The following is an 18484-nucleotide window of genomic DNA, read 5'->3' as shown; positions in this document are numbered from 1 at the left end:
ATCAATAGTTTGAATAAGGCAAGTGAGCTAACCTCATTATCAACTAGGTTAGCTTACTGTTGACCACACTATTCAAAAATAATTTTAAAACAATGTAAACCAAAACCGAGAGGATAAATTCATGAATTTACATGAGTATCAAGCCAAAGAATTATTAAAAAGCTATGGATTGCCAGTACAAGAAGGTATCATCGCTAAAAATGGCGACGAAGCCGCAGCAGCGTTTGACAAAATGGCAGGCAACGCCGGTGCCGTGGTTGTTAAAGCCCAAGTACATGCCGGTGGCCGTGGTAAAGCAGGCGGCGTAAAAATCGCTAAAACGCGTGAAGAAGCCAAACAAATTGCTGAAGAACTCATTGGTAAAAACTTGGTAACTTACCAAACTGACGCCAACGGTCAACCTGTTAACAGCGTACTTATCGCCGAAGACATGTATCCAATCGCAACTGAATTGTATTTAGGTGCAGTCGTAGACCGTTCAGCCCGTCGTGTGGTATTTATGGCGTCAACTGAAGGCGGTGTGGAAATTGAAAAAGTTGCCGAAGAAACCCCAGAAAAAATCTTGAAAGTAGAGGTTGACCCACTAGTGGGCTTACAACCTTGCCAAGCTCGTGAAGTGGCTTTCAAACTGGGTCTAAAAGACAAACAAATCAACGAATTTGCCAAATTGATGACAGGGGCTTATAAAGCCTTTATTGAAAATGACTTTGCGTTATTTGAAATCAATCCATTAGCGGTTCGTAAATCTGGTGAATTAGCCTGTGTTGACGCCAAAATCGGCATCGACTCAAATGCGCTTTATCGCCTACCAAAAATCGCTGAACAACGTGATAAATCACAAGAAAATGAGCGTGAATTAAAAGCTTCAGAATTTGACCTAAACTATGTTGCGCTTGAAGGTAACATCGGCTGTATGGTGAATGGCGCCGGTCTTGCGATGGCAACCATGGACATCATCAAACTATACGGCGGCCAACCTGCCAACTTCCTAGACGTAGGCGGCGGCGCGACCAAAGAACGTGTGGTCGAAGCGTTCAAATTGATTCTTGAAGACAAATCAGTCCAAGGTGTACTCATCAACATCTTTGGTGGTATCGTACGTTGTGACATGATTGCCGAAGCGATTATCGAAGCGGTGAAAGAAGTCAACGTTACCGTACCTGTGGTTGTGCGTCTTGAAGGTAATAATGCTGAAAAAGGTGCGCAAATTCTACGTGATTCAGGTCTTAAATTAATTCCTGCTGAAGGTCTTTCTGAAGCCGGTCAAAAAATTGTTGATGCGGTTAATAATGCCTAATGAAGAAAGTATAGGCATGAGCGAGTGGGGCTATGTGCCCTACTAGTTAATCGTTTAAATCAAACATAAAAAGTAAAAGGAAAAACAATGAGCGTATTAGTTGGAAAAGACACTAAAGTATTAGTGCAAGGTTTCACAGGTAAAAACGGTACTCTACACTCAGAGCAATCAATTGCTTATGGTACCAACATCGTTGGCGGTGTGACCCCAGGTAAAGGCGGTACAACCCACCTTGATCGTCCAGTATTCGATACCATGGATGAAGCAGTAACAGCAACGGGTGCCAATGCCTCTGTTATCTTTGTACCAGCACCATTCGTATTAGACTCAATCGTTGAAGCGATTAACTCTGGCGTAAAATTGATTGTGGTCATCACCGAAGGCGTACCTACCCTAGATATGCTAAAAGCCAAACGTTACTTAGAAAACGTCAACGCTGACCTACAAGCCAAGGGCGAAGAAATCATCCGTATGGTAGGTCCAAACTGTCCAGGCGTCATCAGCCCAGGTAAATGCAAAATCGGTATCATGCCAGGTCATATCCACCAAGAAGGTAAAGTCGGTATCATCTCACGTTCTGGTACATTGACTTATGAAGCGGTTGCCCAAACCACTAAACTTGGCTTTGGTCAATCAACCTGTATCGGTATCGGTGGTGACCCAATCCCAGGTATGAACCAAATCGATGCATTGAAATTGCTTCAAGACGACCCACAAACCGAAGCGATTGTATTAATCGGTGAAATCGGTGGTACGGCTGAAGAAGAAGCAGCTGCATACGTCAAAGACCACGTGACTAAACCCGTTATTGGTTATATCGCAGGTGTCACAGCACCAAAAGGTAAACGTATGGGACATGCCGGTGCGATTATCTCAGGTGGTAAAGGTACGGCGGAAGAAAAATTCAAAGCCTTTGAAGAAGCTGGTATTGCTTATACCCGTGACCCTTCAAAAATCGGTGAAAAAGTAAAAGAAGTCACTGGTTGGTAATCATCAGCTATTTTGACTAATCAAGAGCAGATAATCATTGGGTTATCTGCTTTTTTATTATCCGCTAGTGGTAGCAAACGCTGGTGTTAGCAAAATACCATCAATCAGTTTTAATACTGCCTTTAAAATATTGGGGCAGATAAAATATTTGCCATAAAAATATGTTAAGCTTGATGTAAATTATTTGAACAACTTGTGTTATTAAGAGTCACTATGTCGACAAAAATCACTCACGCTGTTATTCCTGTGGCAGGGTTTGGCACGCGTATGTTACCACTATCAAAAGCCGTGCCAAAAGAATTACTACCACTTGGCAATAAGCCTGCGATTCAATACGTCGTTGAAGAAGCGATTGCCGCAGGTTTAACCAATATTGTCTTGGTCAATCATGCGCAAAAAACCGCCATTGAAAACTATTTTGACATCAATAGCGAGCTTGATACCCAGTTACGCGGTAAAGGCAAAGCGGCGCTAGCCGATAGTTTAAACTGGCTACCTGCAGGGGTCACGGTTACCAGTGTACGCCAAGGCAAACCGTTAGGGTTAGGGCATGCGGTCTTGCAAGCCCGTGCCATTGTAGGTGATGAACCGTTTGCTGTGCTGTTACCCGATGTGATTTTGAACCCCTATAACACTGACTATACTCAGCAGAATTTAGCCTACATGCTACAGCAGTTTGCCAAGCAGCAGCATTCACAGATATTGGTTGATCCAGTGAAAGAAAGTGATATTTCTAAATATGGCATTGCCAAGCTAGCCAGCACACAAATGGTAGCAAAGTCTGAACAAAACCAGTCGTTTGCTGTGATGGGGTTTGTGGAAAAACCCAAAGCTGAGGATGCGCCTTCTAACTTGGCTGTCGTTGGACGCTATGTGTTTAATAATGCTATTTTTGATTATCTAGCGAACACGCAGCCAAGTGTGGGTGGGGAAATTCAGTTGACCGATGCCATTGATGCGCTTATTAGCACGCAAGGGGTAGATGTGGTTAGCATGGTGGGTAACAGCTTTGATGCAGGTGATATGAACAGCTATTTACAAGCCGTGGGTTACTTTGCCACTCAATTGGGCATTGAAGCGTTCCAACATACAGCAAATTAATATAGGGTCACAGACGAATGTCAACCGATACAAGTGCGAATCGTACATGGCAAACACTGTCTACTCAAGCAGATAGTATGGCCACGCTTAATCAATTGTTTAGCCAACAATCCAATCGCGGCTTACAGTACCGCGTTGCCGCGTGCGACATGATCATGGATTTTAGTAAACAAAAAATTGATGAAGCGGTGCTCAGCAATTTAATTAAACTGGCAAATGAGCGTGAGTTAGCGCAAGAAATCCATCGGCTGATGACAGGCGAAATTGTGAATGATACTGAGCATCGTCCTGCATTGCATACCGCACTAAGACAGCCCCAAGGCGAGCAAGTTTGGGTCGAAGGTATCAATGTCATTGAGCAGGTGCATACCAGCTTACAAAAAGCGGAAAAGTTGGTTGAGCGGATTCGTAATGGGGTCTGGCGTGGTTATTCTGGTCAGGCAATCACCGATGTGGTGAATATCGGCGTCGGCGGCTCAGATCTAGGGCCAGTGATGGCAACAACGGCACTAAAAGAATGGACAGATACCCCTATCAATGTGCATTTTGTCTCCAATATGGATGGCACCCAGCTCGATAGTTTGCTTAAGGTATTAAATCCGCAAACCACGCTGTTTATTATCTCGTCGAAATCATTCTCCACCATTGATACACTATCCAATGCTAAGACGGCGATGTCATGGTTGTTAGCCAGTCATGATAACAAAGCCACTATTTTGCGTCGTCATTTCATTGGGATTTCTACCAAAGCAGATAAGATGTCAGAATGGGGGATTCATGTCGATAACCAACTCATGCTCTGGGATTGGGTTGGGGGTCGATTCTCCATGTGGTCGGTGATTGGACTGGCGATTGCCATAAAAATTGGCATGCACAATTTCTATGAGCTGCTAGCAGGAGCCTATGAGATGGATCGGCATTTTGCCACCGCCGATTTTTCTCAAAACATGCCTGTGTTGTTAGGGCTACTCGGTGTTTGGAACAGTACGTTTTTACACATTAACGCCCATACGGTTTTACCTTATGATGGTCGGTTATCTTTTTTTCCCAACTATTTAACCCAGCTTGAGATGGAGAGTAACGGTAAATCCGTCAATCGCCAAGGTGAGGCAGTGGCTTACAGTACTTGTCCGATTTTGTGGGGCGATATTGGCTCCAATGCCCAGCATGCGTTTTATCAGTTGCTGCATCAAGGCACACAGGCAGTCAGTTGTGATTTTATTGCGCCCATCAAACGCTACGCAGATGCCCAAACAATCAATAAAAACTTGCTTGAGCAGCATGGACTTTCGCTTGCCAACTGCTTAGCGCAAAGCCAAGTGCTGGCGTTTGGCAATGCCGCCATCAAAGACAGCAATAATGGTATGGATAAATTCAAACATTATCGCGGCAATCAGCCGTCAACCACCATCCTACTCAAACAGCTGACCCCAAGAACGTTAGGATCATTGATTGCGCTGTATGAACACAAAGTGTTTGTCATGTCAGTCATTTGGCAGATTAACCCATTTGACCAATGGGGAGTCGAAGTGGGTAAAGTGATGGCTAATGCCGTCTTTGATGCCTTGGTATCAACGCAAGAATTATCGCCGCAACAACCGCAGCCATTTGATAGCTCAACCAATCAGTTACTAAATACCATTAAAACAACCTTTGCAAGCTGATGATAGATAGGGATAAAAGAAGAAAACGATGACAAAAACAATGACAAAAACTGTATATGTAATTGGCAGTACCAATGAATCAATCAATGCTTGTATTTTGCTTGCCACCCTTGAATACCAAGTTAGGCTATTGACCGATGATGATAGCCTTCAGCAGGTCATGAATGATTACCAGTTTGATCGGCAGATGGTGCTACTGTGGCAGTTGTACCAATCTCAAGGCAACATCGTTACCCAGCCTTTGCCAACCCATGATTTTTCAGCCTATGTCAGCGCAGATGATATTTGGTTGTTTGTCGATGGTGTATCAGCGCAGGCGCTTGAGCAATTTGGCTCATTTCATTTTAACCCCACCACCCAGATTATCATCAGCGGTGTCAAAGCCATTGGTGAGATTGAACAATTCGCGCGCAAATTGACGACTACTTGGGTGTATTATCTTCCCTTTATTTTTATGAAAGATGGGGCGAATTTTAGTTCTTTTTTCCAAGCTGATTTGGCATTGATTGGTGAAAAAACGCAAGGCAGTAGCGCGCACAACAACATTTTACTGTTTTTTATTGAAAAAAGTGACAAGCACTTTATTACTGATATCAAAACGGCAGAATTTGCGCGCAGTAGTATCATGGGAATGCTGGCAACACGCTTGTCTTTCATGAATGAAATGGCACGTCTCGCCGCCAGTGAACAGGTCAATATCAAACAAGTCGAGCAAATCCTTGGGCTTGATAAACGCATTGGTAAAGATTATCTCAAAGCAGGTTGGGGATTTGGTGGCAAGTCATTACCGCTAGAATTGGATTTTTTGATTGATGGTTTTAAGCGCAATCAAGTGGAGACGTCATTGTTAGAGGCGGTAAAATCCATTAATGAAGACCAAAAAGAACTGATTTTCCGTGAATTTTGGCAATATTTTGATGGCTTTATCGAAAATAAAACGGTGATGATTTGGGGCTCAGGCTATCGTAATGGTACAGGACGCACCACCCATTCAGCGTTTCACCCACTGATCAAATTGTTATGGTCATACAATATCAAGACGATTGTGTATGCCAACAATACCAAAGAAGAATTGTTAGAGTTATACGGTAATCATCCGCTGTTTTCATTAACCGACGATGCCTATGCGCCGCTTACGCAAGTGCAAGCATTGTTTATTGTCAACTGGTCGCTACCAATCAAGCCGGATATCAATCGTTTAAATAACATTGCATTACCCATTTTTGATGCAAAAAATACGTTAACCGAACCACAAATTCAGCAGCTCGTTGGTTTTTATACGGGTATAGGCTGTAAAAAATAGGCAAAACAATGACCAATCAAAGCAAAAAAATCTTAGTCACTGGCGGGGCAGGCTATATCGGCTCACATACGTTAATTGAGCTAATTGCTGCAGGATTCACCCCTGTGGTATATGATAATTTATCCAATAGTAGTCCCACATCGCTGGCGCGCGTTCAGCAAATTGTGGGGCAGTCTATTGAATTTATCGAAGGCGATATTTTGGACACACAGCTGCTTGCCAAAACCTTTGCCGCGCATGACTTCACTGCGGTGATTCATTTTGCAGGGCTAAAGGCGGTCGGTGAATCGGTTGCCAAGCCACTTTGGTATTATCAAAACAATGTCGCAGGCACGCTCAATCTACTCGATGCGATGACCAACGCCCATGTAAAAAACTTGATTTTCTCGTCATCAGCAACCGTGTATGGTGACCCAGAAGCCTTGCCGATTGTCGAATCCTCACCGCGTTCTGCGACCAATCCGTATGGGCAAAGCAAGCTGATGATTGAACATATGCTTGAAGATTTGGCAAAATCAGATAACCACTGGCAATTAATTTCACTGCGCTATTTTAATCCCATTGGTGCCTACCATACCGGAACCATAGGTGAAAATCCAAATGGTATCCCGAATAATTTGATGCCGTATGTCAGTCAAGTGGCAGTGGGTAAGCTGCCGCAGTTAAGCGTGTTTGGCAATGATTATGATACTGTGGATGGGACAGGCGTGCGAGATTACATCCATGTGGTTGATTTGGCAAAAGGGCATGTGGCCGCTTTACAGTATTTGGAAAATCAAACCCAGCTTGGATTTGAGCCGATTAACTTGGGTACAGGTAAAGGAACATCTGTATTACAATTGGTGAATGCCTTTATCAAAACCACTGGTCAATCCGTGCCTTATAGCATAGCGCCAAGACGACCTGGCGACATTGCCAGTTGTTATGCCAGTAGTGATAAAGCCAAGCATCTGTTGGGCTGGCAAGCTGAGTTTGATATCGAGCGTATGTGTACCGACACCTGGCGTTGGCAAAGCCAAAACCCTAATGGCTATGACGATTAAGCACCCCTTTAATACTGGCGAGTATTAACGACGGTTTTATGACCGTCTTTTTTATGGGTAGGTTTTATCAAAGATGAGCATTTTTATCATAAAAACCTAGTCAAGGTTATGATTTTACTTGACCCTAGGCTTGCTTCAGCGATAATAGAGGATTAGATAAATTATGATTTTTATTTATTTTACCCTAGCGATTGTTTAGCGAATTTCTTTTTTCTTATTGTCCCATTGAGCCTGTTATGACTGTTAGCGCACCTGAATTTATCCATGAAACTGTTTTGCTAAAAGAAACGGTGGCAAGTGTGCTTAATGTAACTATAGCGCAGTTAGAGACAGGAACCATCAAAAAAACGGGCACCTTTGTCGATGCGACATTTGGGCGCGGTGGGCACAGCCGATTGCTGTTAACTTATTTGGATGAAGATAGTCGTCTGCTCGTATTTGATAAAGACCCCCAAGCCATACAAACGGCGCAAACATTGGCAGCCAATGATGCGCGCGTGATAGTAATTCATGATAGTTTTGCCAAGCTGCAGGACAATCTGCAGCGACTAGGGATTGAACAGGTCGATGGGATTATGGCAGATTTGGGCGTGTCCTCACCGCAGCTGGATGACGGTAGCCGCGGCTTTAGCTTTATGCGCGATGGGGCAGTGGATATGCGCATGGATACCACCCGTGGCGAATCGGTCGCCCAATGGTTAAAACGCGTGGATGAAACTGTGCTTGCAGATGTGCTGTATAACTATGGCGAAGAACGACACAGCCGCCGTATTGCAAGGGCAATCAAACAAATGGAACATTACGATTCTACCCTAGCGCTGGCAGAAACCATCAAACAGGCGCATCCCAACTGGCAAAAAGGCAAGCACCCTGCTACCCAAAGTTTTCAAGCCATGCGTATTTTTATCAATAATGAACTCGGTGATATCGATAGCTTCTTGGATCAATCGCTCATGGCGCTTAACGTAGGGGGACGCTTGGCGGTGATTAGTTTTCATTCGCTAGAAGACCGCATCATCAAGCAGTTTTTGCAAAAACACAGTAAAGGTCAATATCCTGAAGATGCCAATTTGCCGATGCCACCCAAACGCCCCAAACTCCTATCTAAACCTGAGCGTGTCGCCCCGTTGGATACGGAAATAAAAACCAACCCGCGCGCCAGAAGTGCTTGGCTTCGGTCAGCCACCCGATTGTAAAAGCAGCCGTTTTTGTAACATGATATTTATAACAAACAATAAAAAGCGATTGCATTAACCAAACTTAGATGGGTTGCGTTATAATGACTTGTTTTATCTTGATACCCTGCTATTTGATATAAAAAGCTCTTTGATATAAAAATGCCAAAATCTCAGCCCCTGCCTCCCATGACGAGTAAACCCATGTCAAATGGCCGCGATAACCAAAATTCGCTCAAAAAAACGCGTCTTTTCTCCGCCAAAAATAACGATGCAACGGTAAAAAATAACACGACGATGAAAAAAAGCAGTGAAGGCTTGGGTGCCAGTATTAGCGAGATGCTCGATACCGAGTATCGCGGCGTTAGTCTATATACGGTTGCGATGATGCTATTAGTGATTGCGATTTTGTGGACAGGGGTGAGCGTCGTCGAGCAAATCCAAAGTTATCACCAACAATATGGCGAGCTGCAAAAACTCAAAAAACAATTTCGCCAGCTGCAAATGGAACACCAACGTATGCTGATTGAGCAGCAAACTTTCAGCGCTACCCCGCAAGTGACCAATCGCGCGGTGACTGAACTCAATATGTTTTACCCTAACTTGTCCGATCGTATGATTATTCACGACAACAAAGTCACGGTATTTACCAGTGACGCCAGCAGCAACGAGTCAAACACTCCAGCTATCAATCCAGAAACGCAGCATTGATGAGGCAACCGCGTGAATACTCGTAATAAAAAATCGATAACCACCAAAGTTGCCAATACCATGTCAGGGCGACCCACCAAAGTGCCTGTGCTCAAAGTCACTGCCCCTAAAAGAAATGCGTCAAAGCGTCGTAGTGGGGCGTCACGCCAAGGCAGCATTGAAGAAGATGCCATTCGCTTTAAGTCTATTTGGATAGCGATGGGGCTGGTGTTTGTGGCGATTTTTGGACGATTGGCATACATTCAAGTCATTAATAAATCCTACTATCAAGGTAAAGGTAATTCGCTCATTACCACCGTCAAAAAAGAGCCGTCTTACCGGGGCATGATCACCGACCGCAATAACATGCCGCTTGCGATTTCTGCCCCGTTAACCTCGGCGTACTTTAGTCCGCATGATTATGCGGTTGAATACTATGAGCTCAAAGCGCGCCAGCAAGACCTGCAAAAGTCTAAACCGAGTAAATCAGTCAGTCGTGAGCTTGAGCGCGTTGCAAAACGCTTGCAGAATATGGATTTAGCCAAACTTTCGGCATTGACAGGCATTAGCGTCAGCGAATTTAAAAATGCGGTACGTATCAATGACAACATCAATCTTGCCGATAAAGAGGCGGTAAAAGCTGTATTGCCCACGGGCGCAGGGTCGCATTATTTTCCATTAATGAAAAATGTGCAACCTGAAGCAGCACAGCCGCTCATTGATGCCAACTTTGCTGGGGTCAGTACCGACACGTTTTATCAGCGCTACTATCCACAGCCACAGCCCAATGCCCAATTATTAGGCTTTATGGCGCGTACTAACATGACAGATGGCACGCATTACCAAGGGCAAGCTGGGGTAGAGCGCGTATTTAATGACATGCTATCGGGCAAAGATGGCGAAGTCATGGTCATGCGTGATGCCAAAAACAACAGCATTAAAGAAATCGAACAAGTCAAACCTGAAGTCGCTGGCAAGGACTTACAACTAACCGTTGACTCACGGCTACAATATATCTTGTACCAAGAGCTTGAAAAAGTCGGAAGAGTACAGCAGGCGCGCTGGGCAGCGGGCATGATTGTCGATGTCAACTCGGGCGAAGTGATGGCGATGTCCAACTGGCCGTCGTTTAACGCCAATGACTTAAATAGTTTATCCAATGAAAACCAGCGTAACCATGCCTTGATGGATGTATTTGAACCAGGTTCGGTGATGAAACCCATCACCGTTGCCACGGGCTTAAAGTCAGGACAATACAATGCCAACTCACTGGTTAATACCAGTCCAGGGAGCATGGTGGTGCAAGGGCATACTATTCGTGACCATGGCAATTTAGGTACCATTAGTCTGCGTACCCTACTGCAAAAATCGAGTAATATTGGCTCAGCAAAAATTGCCCTTTCTTTGCCTGCCACCACGATGAGTGATACGCAAAAAGCCTTTGGCTTTGGCGCAAAAACCAACCTAAAATTACCCGGTGAATCTGCTGGACTAGTGCCAACGCCTGAGCAAAATGAAATCGCACGCCGCGCAACTGTGTCGTACGGTTATGGTCTCCAAGTCACGCTAGCGCAGCTTGCACAAGCTTACAGTGTGCTAGGTGCAGGGGGCGTGATGCATCCGTTGACGCTGCTTAAAAGTACCCGTGATAACGCGCTCAATAGCAGTAGTACCAATAATGTCTCCGTCCCTTTTGCCAAACCTGCCGCCAAGCAAGTCATCAAAACCAGCGATGCACTTACCATTGTCGATATGATGACGTCAGTCACTGAGCCTGGCGGTACGGCAACCTTAGCCGCTATCGATGGCTATCGTGTGGCGGGTAAAACCGGTACGGCAAGACGTACCAACCCTAAAGGCGGTTATTACAATGACCAATATCGTACCGCATTTGTCGGTATTGCCCCTGCTTCCAACCCACGTTTTGTGGTCGCCATCATGGTTGAAGACCCGCGTATTAACAAATTTGGTGGTTTGGTTGCAGCACCCGTGTTCCGCAGTGTGATGAAAGAAGCCTTGCGTTTGTACAATGTGCCGTTTGACAAGCCGCTATCGGGTAAAGAAACCACTACCACCAGCATCGAAAGTGTCAATGACTTATAACAACCCTATGGAAAAAGCTATGATTACGTTGCAACCGATGATGTCTGCGCTATCGCTACCAGAAAGCGTGCGACAACTGTTAAACCCTGTCATGAATCAACCATTTGGGCAGTTTGTGGTCGATAGCCGTCAAGTGGGTCAGGGCGATGTATTTGTATTGCTAAAGAGTCAAAACGCGACCGACAGCCTTGATTTGGAAAAAGTTACAGGTTATCTTGCCCAAGTCACAGACAAAGCGGCGTTTGTGTTGTCAGAAATTGATGTATCTGCGCTCCAGTCGCAGTTTATGTTGCCGATTATTTATTTGCCTACCATTCGTGATTTTTTAGGTTCTCTGATTCAAACCAGTTTGCAACAGCAACATCGCACCAAGTTGCCTGCGGTCATCGCGGTGACAGGCACCAATGGCAAGACCACCGTAAGCCAACTGGTCGCCCAACTCATCAGTCAATCGGGCATCAAAACTGCGGTGATGGGCACGGCAGGTAATGGCGTGCTTGGTGAAAAAGGGGCGCCCAATCTTACCCCAAGTACCCACACCACCCTAGAAGTCTTTAATCTGCAACATGCGATTGATGATTTTGCCAAGCAAGGCGTACAAGCCTTAGCCATTGAAGCCAGCTCTCACGGGTTACACCAACAGCGGCTGCAAGGCGTACCTGTCAATATGGCGATATTTACCAATTTAAGTCGTGATCATCTCGACTATCATACTGACATGGACGATTATGCGCAGGCGAAAGCGCGACTGTTTGATAAGGCGCATTTTCCCACCCTCACTCACGCGATTATTAATTTAGATGATGAATTTAGTGAATTGATGATTGAGGCGGCTAACGCATCCCATTTAACCGTGTGGACGTATAGCTTGACCAATGACCAAGCCGATTTTTTTGCCAAAACCATCCTGCCTAGTTTGCAAGGGGGTGATTTGACCATTGCTCTTTCAAAAGCTGTCACGCCACAAGGTGAATTAACGGTGAACAGTCCATTGTTAGGGCGATTTAATGTGGCCAATTTGCTGGCGAGTATCGCAGGCGCCTTCGCGTTATCGCAAAGTGCCGCGATGGGATTGAGTGTGGCGCAAATTCAAGCGGCAGTGCCAACGCTTCGCGGCGCCACAGGTCGTATGGATCGGGTGCCATCGACCAGTAGCTGTTTTATCGTGGATTATGCGCATACGCCAGATGCGCTAGAGCAGGTGTTGACCAGTTTAAAATCGCACTGTACAGGTGAGCTATGGGCAGTATTTGGCTGTGGTGGTGACCGTGATAAGGGTAAACGTCCACTGATGGCGCAAGCAGGACTTCGCCTAGCTGACAAAGTGATTTTGACTGCCGATAACCCACGCAGTGAAGACCCCAACGCGATTTTGAACGATATGCAAGCGGGCATGACTTGCCAGCAGCACTATCAAGCCATTATCGAGCCAGACCGTCAAAAGGCCATTGAATATGCGGTGCAACATGCCAAGCCTAACGATATCGTGGTGATTGCAGGTAAAGGGCATGAAACCTATCAAGAAATCAAAGGGGTGCGCCACGATTTTGATGATAAAGTGGTGGTAAAAAATGCCATTGACAAATTTGGCAAATAACTTAGCCTAGCATCATGAAAAAAATCTACCTAATCCGTCATGCCCAAAGCGAGTCCAATGCAGGGCAAGCAGTGCGCCCCAACCATGCCATCAATCTTACTGACGTTGGCAAGACGCAAGCGCAAGCATTGGCGGATTGGCTTACTGACCATATCAGCGAGCCAGTCACCGAGATTTTTGTATCCCAGTATCTTCGCACCCAGCAAACGGCTCAGCCTTATCTTCAAAGCACTAAGCGCACAGCCACTGTCATCGAAGAATTGCACGAATTTAACTTTTTGGATTTTGACACCATCAAGGATTTGTCATTTGATGACATCCGTGTGATTGCCGATGATTTTTGGCAACAGCATTCTGCGCACCGAGCCAGTGAAGTGACGGACAGTTTTGAGCATTTTGTAGCGCGGGTACAAAAGGTGCGTGCTTATTTTGATGGCTTGCCCGATGGCACCTATCTAGTATTTACCCACGGCATGTGGATTGGCATGCTTATCTGGCAACTGCTACTTGGCGATAGCCCGCGTCTATATAATATGAAAAAATTCCGTGAGTTTGAACTGGCAATGCGCCCCAAAAATTGCGAAGTGTTGTTGCTCGCTCCTGCAGGAATCAAGAAAGTATGGGTGCGCAATGATGGGCAAGATGACGAGATTCGCTAGTAATAAACTATAAAGAGACCCGAATAAAGATACCCCAATAAAGAGACCCTAATAAAGAGACGACAATGACTGCATATATTTGGCAATCTGCCAACTTAACCGAAGCGGTGAAAGACCTAAACCCAATCTTTCACAGTGATTTTACCCAGACATCCACAAAAATTATCACCGATACCCGCAAAATCGAACAAGGCGATATCTTTTTAGCCATCCAAGGCGATAACTTTGACGGCCATGATTATGTACAAACTGCCAAAGATAAAGGCGCAGTCTTAGCGATTGTCAGTCGTGCAGTCGAAAGTGACTTGCCGCAACTTGTAGTGACTGACACAAAATTGGCACTCGGCAAATTAGGTGCTTACCGCCGTGACCAACTTCCCAATCTAAAAGTCGTCGCGATTACAGGCTCGAGCGGCAAAACCACCGCCAAAGAAATGCTCGGCAGTATTTTAAACCGTATTGCGCCGACACTTATCACCCGCGGCAATCTCAACAATGATTTGGGCGTGCCGATGATGCTACTAGAGCTGACCGACGCGCATCGTTACGCCGTCATGGAGCTTGGTGCTAATCATGTCGGAGAGATTGCTTATACCACGCAGCTTGTCAAACCCGATGTCGCTTGTGTGCTCAATATCGGCACGGCACATTTGGGGGAGTTTGGCGGGCGTGATAATATCGCTAAGACCAAATCTGAGATTTATCAAGGATTAAGTAACACAGGTACAGCGATTGTGCCATTTGGTGATGATTATTTTGATACGCTACTCAATAATGCCCAACAATTTACCCAAAATATTCTCACCTTTGGCGAGCGTGACGTGTCCTTGGCAGATGCTGGCGTGGATATGCAACAAGCCAAAGAAATTGGCTTAACAGATGAAGATACGGTGCTACTGATGGGCGATGTGTTTGCCGATGATGTGGAAGTCGGTAATACCAGCACCTTTAGCCTAAATTTCAATTTTGAAATTGATGAAATCGAGACTCAAAACGTCACTTTAAACTTTGCAGGTGAACACAACATCAGCAATGCCTTAGCCGCCGCGGCCTGTGCGCAAGCCTTGGGGCTGTCGATTGATGATATTGCCAAAGGACTCGATACCGCCAAACCTGCCAAAGGTCGACTCAATTTCATTGAGTTTGGTAAACATACGTTAATTGATGACACTTATAATGCCAATCCCAGTGCCGTCGTTGCTGCCACGCAAGTTTTGGTGAGTCAAGGTGCGCCCACCATGTTGGTGTTGGGCGATATTGGTGAGTTGGGTGACGCCGCGCAAGAGGAGCATCGCAAGCTCGGTGAGGCTATTGCCGCCTCTGGCGTGACTGTGCTGTATACGGTGGGGGAGTTAACGCCTGTTACCGTCGCGCAAGCGCAAGCATCCGGCATGCAAGCACAGGCATATCCAGACAAAGCCTCCCTACTTGCGGCGATCAAAGATAAGCTGGCGAGTAGTGATGACGCCTGGCATATCTTGTTTAAAGGCTCGCGCTATATGATGATGGAGCAAGTAATGGATGAGTTAATTCGTTAGCCATCCTAGCTAAAAACAGAACTTTCATCAGCCATTTAATAAAAATTGGCTGATTTTTTGTGAATTTTTACTTAAAATAGTCAACTTTTCATGATGGGTTTTTGCTGATGAGACCAAGTGATACGGTTTTCACAGATAGTTTTCATAGCGAGTTTTCATTTATTTCATCATGATCATGATAGGGACATTGCATCCCTGTTTTACCCAGAACCCCCTAAGGAGTCCACTCGTGCTATTGTGGTTATTTGAATGGCTAAGCCAATTTTATTCGCCATTTTCGGCTGTGTCATCGCTGACCTTACGTGTTTTATTAGCCGTGCTGACTGCGCTGGGTATCAGTATGGTATTTGGTGGACGCGTCATTGAACGGCTGCGGGCGCTCAAATATGGACAAGCCATTCGTAACGACGGCCCACAGAGTCACCTTGCCAAAACAGGCACACCCACCATGGGCGGGATTTTAATTTTAGGCAGTATTTTAGTCACCACGCTACTGTGGGCGAATCTAACCAACCCCTACGTATGGATTTTGATGGTGGTCTTGGTGATTTTTGGCGCGGTGGGCTGGGCAGATGACTGGCTAAAAATCAAATATAAAGACCCAAAAGGCTTGATTGCACGCAAAAAATATTTTTGGTTGTCAGTTGGCGCTTTATTTGTTGGTGTGTCCTTATACTGGATTGCCAGTCAGCAGCCGCATGTGGCGACAGCTCACGCCATGCAAGATTTACTGATTCCGTTATTTAAAAACGTGTCGATTCCTTTCTCCGCTGTACCATTGGGTTTGGCGTTTATTATCTTTACCTATTTTGTGATTAATGGTACCTCAAATGCGGTCAACTTAACCGATGGTTTGGATGGTCTTGCCATTTTTCCTGTGGTGTTGGTCGCGGCAGGCTTAGGGGTGTTTGCTTATGTGTCAGGGGATTTTCGCTTTGCTGAATATCTCCACGTGCCCTATATTGCTTATAATAGCGATGTGACAGTGGTGTGTGGTGCCATGGTTGGGGCGGGCTTAGGGTTTTTATGGTTTAATGCCCATCCCGCCCAAGTGTTTATGGGTGATGTGGGTGCATTAGCCTTAGGTGCGATGCTTGGCACCATTGCTGTGATGACGCGTCAAGAGATTGTGCTGTTTATCATGGGTGGTTTATTTGTGGCAGAAGCGGTATCGGTCATGCTACAAGTAGGCTCTTACAAACTGCGTAAAAAACGCATCTTTCGCATGGCGCCGCTGCATCACCATTTTGAAGAAGGCGGCTGGAAAGAAACCCAAGTGGTCACCCGTTTTTGGATTATTACCATTGTCTTGGTGATCTTAGGGCTGATGACGTTAAAACTTCGCTAACTTTGCTAGGTTCGCTAACGGCGCTTTATATCAATTGGGTTTTTAACGGTTTTTTTTGAGATATTTTTATGGTGGCATTGCCTTCGACATTTTCTGCAAATTTTCGCTGCCCGATTTGCCAAAGTTCGCTAAAGGTGGGTGAAAAAGTTTGGCAATGCACCGGTGAAAATCCGCAGCAGCGGCAACATGGCTTTGATGTCGCCAAACAAGGGTATGTGAATCTACTACCGGTGCAAAATAAGCATAGCAAAAACCCTGGCGATAGTGATGAGTCGATTATGGCGCGGCGTCGTTTTCTGCAAGCGGGGTTTTATCAGTCGCTGCAAGATGGGCTCTATGACTTTTGCAAAGGGCTATTATCCTCCCAACCATCGGTAAATTGGCTAGACATTGGCTGTGGCGAAGGATATTACACTGAGCGATTTTTACAGCTTAACCCAAGTAAATTAGTCGCGCTTGATATCAGCAAACCTGCCGTACTTGCCACGGCCAAACGACTTAAACCAATTAGCACGACCACACAAAAATACTGCTTAGTGGCATCTGCTTCGCAAGTACCATTGGCCAATCAGGCGGTAAGTATATTGACCAGTATTTTTAGCCCGATTTTGCCGGATGAATTTCATCGGTTGGTCAGCGATCAGGGCTTTGTAGTGATTGCCAAGCCTGCCGTCAATCACTTGATTGAGATGCGTGATGGGCTATTTGAACAAATCGTGGCGCACGACTCAGACAAATTTATCGATGAATTAGCACCGTATTTTGAGTTGGTTAAGCAAACGCGGGTGGAAACCACGATTTCGCTTACCGCTACGCAGCTACAAGATTTATTGACGATGACGCCCTATGCATTTCGGGCGCAGCTAGCCAGACGTGAAGCATTAATCCAGCGCTGCCAGCAAGCAGGGTCAATGCGCTTTACGACCGATTTTATGATTTATGGGTTTCAAAAAATTTGTCTGTAAAAAAAGCGCCCGTCAGTGGGCTATTTTTTTACCTTATAAACAGCCTTAAGCGCGCGGATGATGCTGCTGATGTAGCTGTTGCAGTCTTGCCGTAGCCACATGGGTATAGATTTGGGTGGTTGATAAATCACTGTGACCCAATAACATCTGTACACTGCGCAAGTCAGCGCCGTGATTGAGCAAATGAGTAGCAAAGGCATGACGTAAGGTATGTGGAGAAATTTCGCTTTCGATGCCGGCTTGCTTGGCGTAACGTTTAATGACATACCAAAAGTTTTGGCGGGTCATGTAGCCGCCTTGTTGGGTCAAAAATACCGCTTGGCAGCGACTTTCTTGGCCATTTTTCATGATACATAATTGCGGTCGCGCTACGGTCAAATAATCGGTCAATACATCAATCGCCACTTCGCCAAGGGGTACCAGCCGAGTCTTATCGCCTTTGCCGGTAACCTGTAACCAGCCTGCATTGAGATTGACTTCACTTAACGATAAATGAATAAGCTCAGAGACACGCAGCCCGCAGGCATAGAGCACTTCAAACATGGCTTGGTCACGCATGCCCAATGGGGTCGATGTATCTGGGCTGGCGAGTAGGGCGTCGACATCACTTTCGGATAAATCTTTGGGCAGCGCGCGCCCAAGTTTTGGGGTCTTGATATGCTCACACGGGTTGTCATCACGCTGATTGGCGTTGATTTGCCATAAGAAAAACTGTTTGAGCGATGATAAGGCACGCGCTTGGCTGCGTGCTGTTTTGCCTTGTTTATAGAGCGCCGCTAGGCAAGCCAACACGTCACTGGCGTCCCAACGGGTGATGGCTTTGCTACAGGTGGTTTCGCACAGCATCAAGTCACGAATATAAGCATTGCGCGTATTGGTGGCAAGTCCCCGGGTTAGCAATTCTTGGCGAAACTGCTGAATATAACTGGGCTCATCATGAAGGTGTAAGGCTTTGACTTGGCGCGGTTGGCGCGCGGCGACTTGGGACATAAATGACTTGAAATCTCAGGA

Annotated in this window: 15 protein-coding genes; 14 read left to right on the top strand and 1 reads right to left on the bottom strand. The window is 45.7% G+C overall.

Going from position 1 to position 18484, the window contains the following annotated elements; translation table 11 throughout:
• Nucleotides 1–121 precede the first annotated feature (121 nt).
• The 14 genes from sucC to ACAM37_RS09350 all read left to right on the top strand — a co-directional run bounded on the left by sucC (nucleotide 122) and on the right by ACAM37_RS09350 (nucleotide 17473).
• Nucleotides 122–1297 (top strand): ADP-forming succinate--CoA ligase subunit beta, encoded by a 1176-nt coding sequence (sucC, locus tag ACAM37_RS09415; RefSeq protein ID WP_036596352.1) that lies wholly within the window; start codon nucleotides 122–124, stop codon nucleotides 1295–1297.
• 87 nt (nucleotides 1298–1384) lie between these two features.
• On the top strand, nucleotides 1385–2287 hold the full coding sequence (gene sucD, locus ACAM37_RS09410) for a succinate--CoA ligase subunit alpha (protein ID WP_007115061.1): 903 nt from the start codon (nucleotides 1385–1387) through the stop codon (nucleotides 2285–2287).
• 213 nt (nucleotides 2288–2500) lie between these two features.
• On the top strand, nucleotides 2501–3388 hold the full coding sequence (locus ACAM37_RS09405; RefSeq protein WP_369626085.1) for a UTP--glucose-1-phosphate uridylyltransferase: 888 nt from the start codon (nucleotides 2501–2503) through the stop codon (nucleotides 3386–3388).
• A 17-nt stretch (nucleotides 3389–3405) separates the two neighbouring features.
• Nucleotides 3406–5052, top strand: a complete 1647-nt coding sequence (gene pgi, locus ACAM37_RS09400) for a glucose-6-phosphate isomerase (RefSeq protein WP_369626084.1) — start codon at nucleotides 3406–3408, stop codon at nucleotides 5050–5052.
• A gap of 28 nt (nucleotides 5053–5080) precedes the next feature.
• Nucleotides 5081–6355 (top strand): UDP-glucose 6-dehydrogenase, encoded by a 1275-nt coding sequence (locus ACAM37_RS09395; protein WP_369626083.1) that lies wholly within the window; start codon nucleotides 5081–5083, stop codon nucleotides 6353–6355.
• Between the two features lie 8 nt (nucleotides 6356–6363).
• Nucleotides 6364–7398, top strand: a complete 1035-nt coding sequence (gene galE / locus ACAM37_RS09390) for a UDP-glucose 4-epimerase GalE (protein WP_369626082.1) — start codon at nucleotides 6364–6366, stop codon at nucleotides 7396–7398.
• A 236-nt stretch (nucleotides 7399–7634) separates the two neighbouring features.
• On the top strand, nucleotides 7635–8594 hold the full coding sequence (gene rsmH / locus ACAM37_RS09385; RefSeq protein WP_369626081.1) for a 16S rRNA (cytosine(1402)-N(4))-methyltransferase RsmH: 960 nt from the start codon (nucleotides 7635–7637) through the stop codon (nucleotides 8592–8594).
• A gap of 183 nt (nucleotides 8595–8777) precedes the next feature.
• On the top strand, nucleotides 8778–9284 hold the full coding sequence (gene ftsL / locus ACAM37_RS09380; RefSeq protein ID WP_369626080.1) for a cell division protein FtsL: 507 nt from the start codon (nucleotides 8778–8780) through the stop codon (nucleotides 9282–9284).
• Between the two features lie 12 nt (nucleotides 9285–9296).
• Nucleotides 9297–11366, top strand: a complete 2070-nt coding sequence (locus ACAM37_RS09375) for a peptidoglycan D,D-transpeptidase FtsI family protein (protein WP_369626079.1) — start codon at nucleotides 9297–9299, stop codon at nucleotides 11364–11366.
• Nucleotides 11367–11385: 19 nt separating this feature from the next.
• Nucleotides 11386–12963 carry a UDP-N-acetylmuramoyl-L-alanyl-D-glutamate--2,6-diaminopimelate ligase gene (locus ACAM37_RS09370; protein WP_369626078.1) on the top strand — a complete coding sequence of 526 codons (1578 nt, stop codon included), beginning with the start codon at nucleotides 11386–11388 and terminating at the stop codon, nucleotides 12961–12963.
• A 14-nt stretch (nucleotides 12964–12977) separates the two neighbouring features.
• Nucleotides 12978–13622, top strand: a complete 645-nt coding sequence (locus ACAM37_RS09365; RefSeq protein WP_369626077.1) for a histidine phosphatase family protein — start codon at nucleotides 12978–12980, stop codon at nucleotides 13620–13622.
• A 65-nt stretch (nucleotides 13623–13687) separates the two neighbouring features.
• Nucleotides 13688–15160, top strand: coding sequence for a UDP-N-acetylmuramoyl-tripeptide--D-alanyl-D-alanine ligase (locus ACAM37_RS09360; RefSeq protein ID WP_369626076.1), 1473 nt, complete (start codon nucleotides 13688–13690; stop codon nucleotides 15158–15160).
• 229 nt (nucleotides 15161–15389) lie between these two features.
• Nucleotides 15390–16508: a phospho-N-acetylmuramoyl-pentapeptide-transferase gene (gene mraY, locus ACAM37_RS09355; RefSeq protein ID WP_050324892.1), complete on the top strand. Its 1119-nt coding sequence runs from the start codon at nucleotides 15390–15392 to the stop codon at nucleotides 16506–16508.
• A 68-nt stretch (nucleotides 16509–16576) separates the two neighbouring features.
• Nucleotides 16577–17473, top strand: coding sequence for a putative RNA methyltransferase (locus ACAM37_RS09350; RefSeq protein WP_369626075.1), 897 nt, complete (start codon nucleotides 16577–16579; stop codon nucleotides 17471–17473).
• 45 nt (nucleotides 17474–17518) lie between these two features.
• On the opposite strand, the gene xerD is transcribed toward ACAM37_RS09350, so the two are convergent.
• Nucleotides 17519–18463: a site-specific tyrosine recombinase XerD gene (gene xerD, locus ACAM37_RS09345; RefSeq protein ID WP_369626074.1), complete on the bottom strand. Its 945-nt coding sequence runs from the start codon at nucleotides 18461–18463 to the stop codon at nucleotides 17519–17521.
• Between the last annotated feature and the right edge of the window lie 21 nt (nucleotides 18464–18484).

The sequence above is a fragment of the Moraxella sp. K23 genome (genome assembly GCF_041154765.1).
GTDB lineage: Bacteria > Pseudomonadota > Gammaproteobacteria > Pseudomonadales > Moraxellaceae > Faucicola > Faucicola tetraodonis.
The sequence above is the reverse complement of the archived record's forward strand: the minus strand, read 5'-3'. Positions and strand labels throughout refer to the sequence as shown.

Excerpts from the sequence above, each read along its gene's own strand:
- sucC (WP_036596352.1), top strand. The coding sequence starts at position 122 with ATGAATTTACATGAGTATCAAGCCAAAGAATTATTAAAAAGCTATGGA.
- sucD (WP_007115061.1), top strand. The coding sequence starts at position 1,385 with ATGAGCGTATTAGTTGGAAAAGACACTAAAGTATTAGTGCAAGGTTTC.
- ACAM37_RS09405 (WP_369626085.1), top strand. The coding sequence starts at position 2,501 with ATGTCGACAAAAATCACTCACGCTGTTATTCCTGTGGCAGGGTTTGGC.
- pgi (WP_369626084.1), top strand. The coding sequence starts at position 3,406 with ATGTCAACCGATACAAGTGCGAATCGTACATGGCAAACACTGTCTACT.
- ACAM37_RS09395 (WP_369626083.1), top strand. The coding sequence starts at position 5,081 with ATGACAAAAACAATGACAAAAACTGTATATGTAATTGGCAGTACCAAT.
- galE (WP_369626082.1), top strand. The coding sequence starts at position 6,364 with ATGACCAATCAAAGCAAAAAAATCTTAGTCACTGGCGGGGCAGGCTAT.
- rsmH (WP_369626081.1), top strand. The coding sequence starts at position 7,635 with ATGACTGTTAGCGCACCTGAATTTATCCATGAAACTGTTTTGCTAAAA.
- ftsL (WP_369626080.1), top strand. The coding sequence starts at position 8,778 with ATGTCAAATGGCCGCGATAACCAAAATTCGCTCAAAAAAACGCGTCTT.
- ACAM37_RS09370 (WP_369626078.1), top strand. The coding sequence starts at position 11,386 with ATGATTACGTTGCAACCGATGATGTCTGCGCTATCGCTACCAGAAAGC.
- ACAM37_RS09365 (WP_369626077.1), top strand. The coding sequence starts at position 12,978 with ATGAAAAAAATCTACCTAATCCGTCATGCCCAAAGCGAGTCCAATGCA.
- ACAM37_RS09360 (WP_369626076.1), top strand. The coding sequence starts at position 13,688 with ATGACTGCATATATTTGGCAATCTGCCAACTTAACCGAAGCGGTGAAA.
- ACAM37_RS09350 (WP_369626075.1), top strand. The coding sequence starts at position 16,577 with ATGGTGGCATTGCCTTCGACATTTTCTGCAAATTTTCGCTGCCCGATT.
- xerD (WP_369626074.1), bottom strand. The coding sequence starts at position 18,463 with ATGTCCCAAGTCGCCGCGCGCCAACCGCGCCAAGTCAAAGCCTTACAC.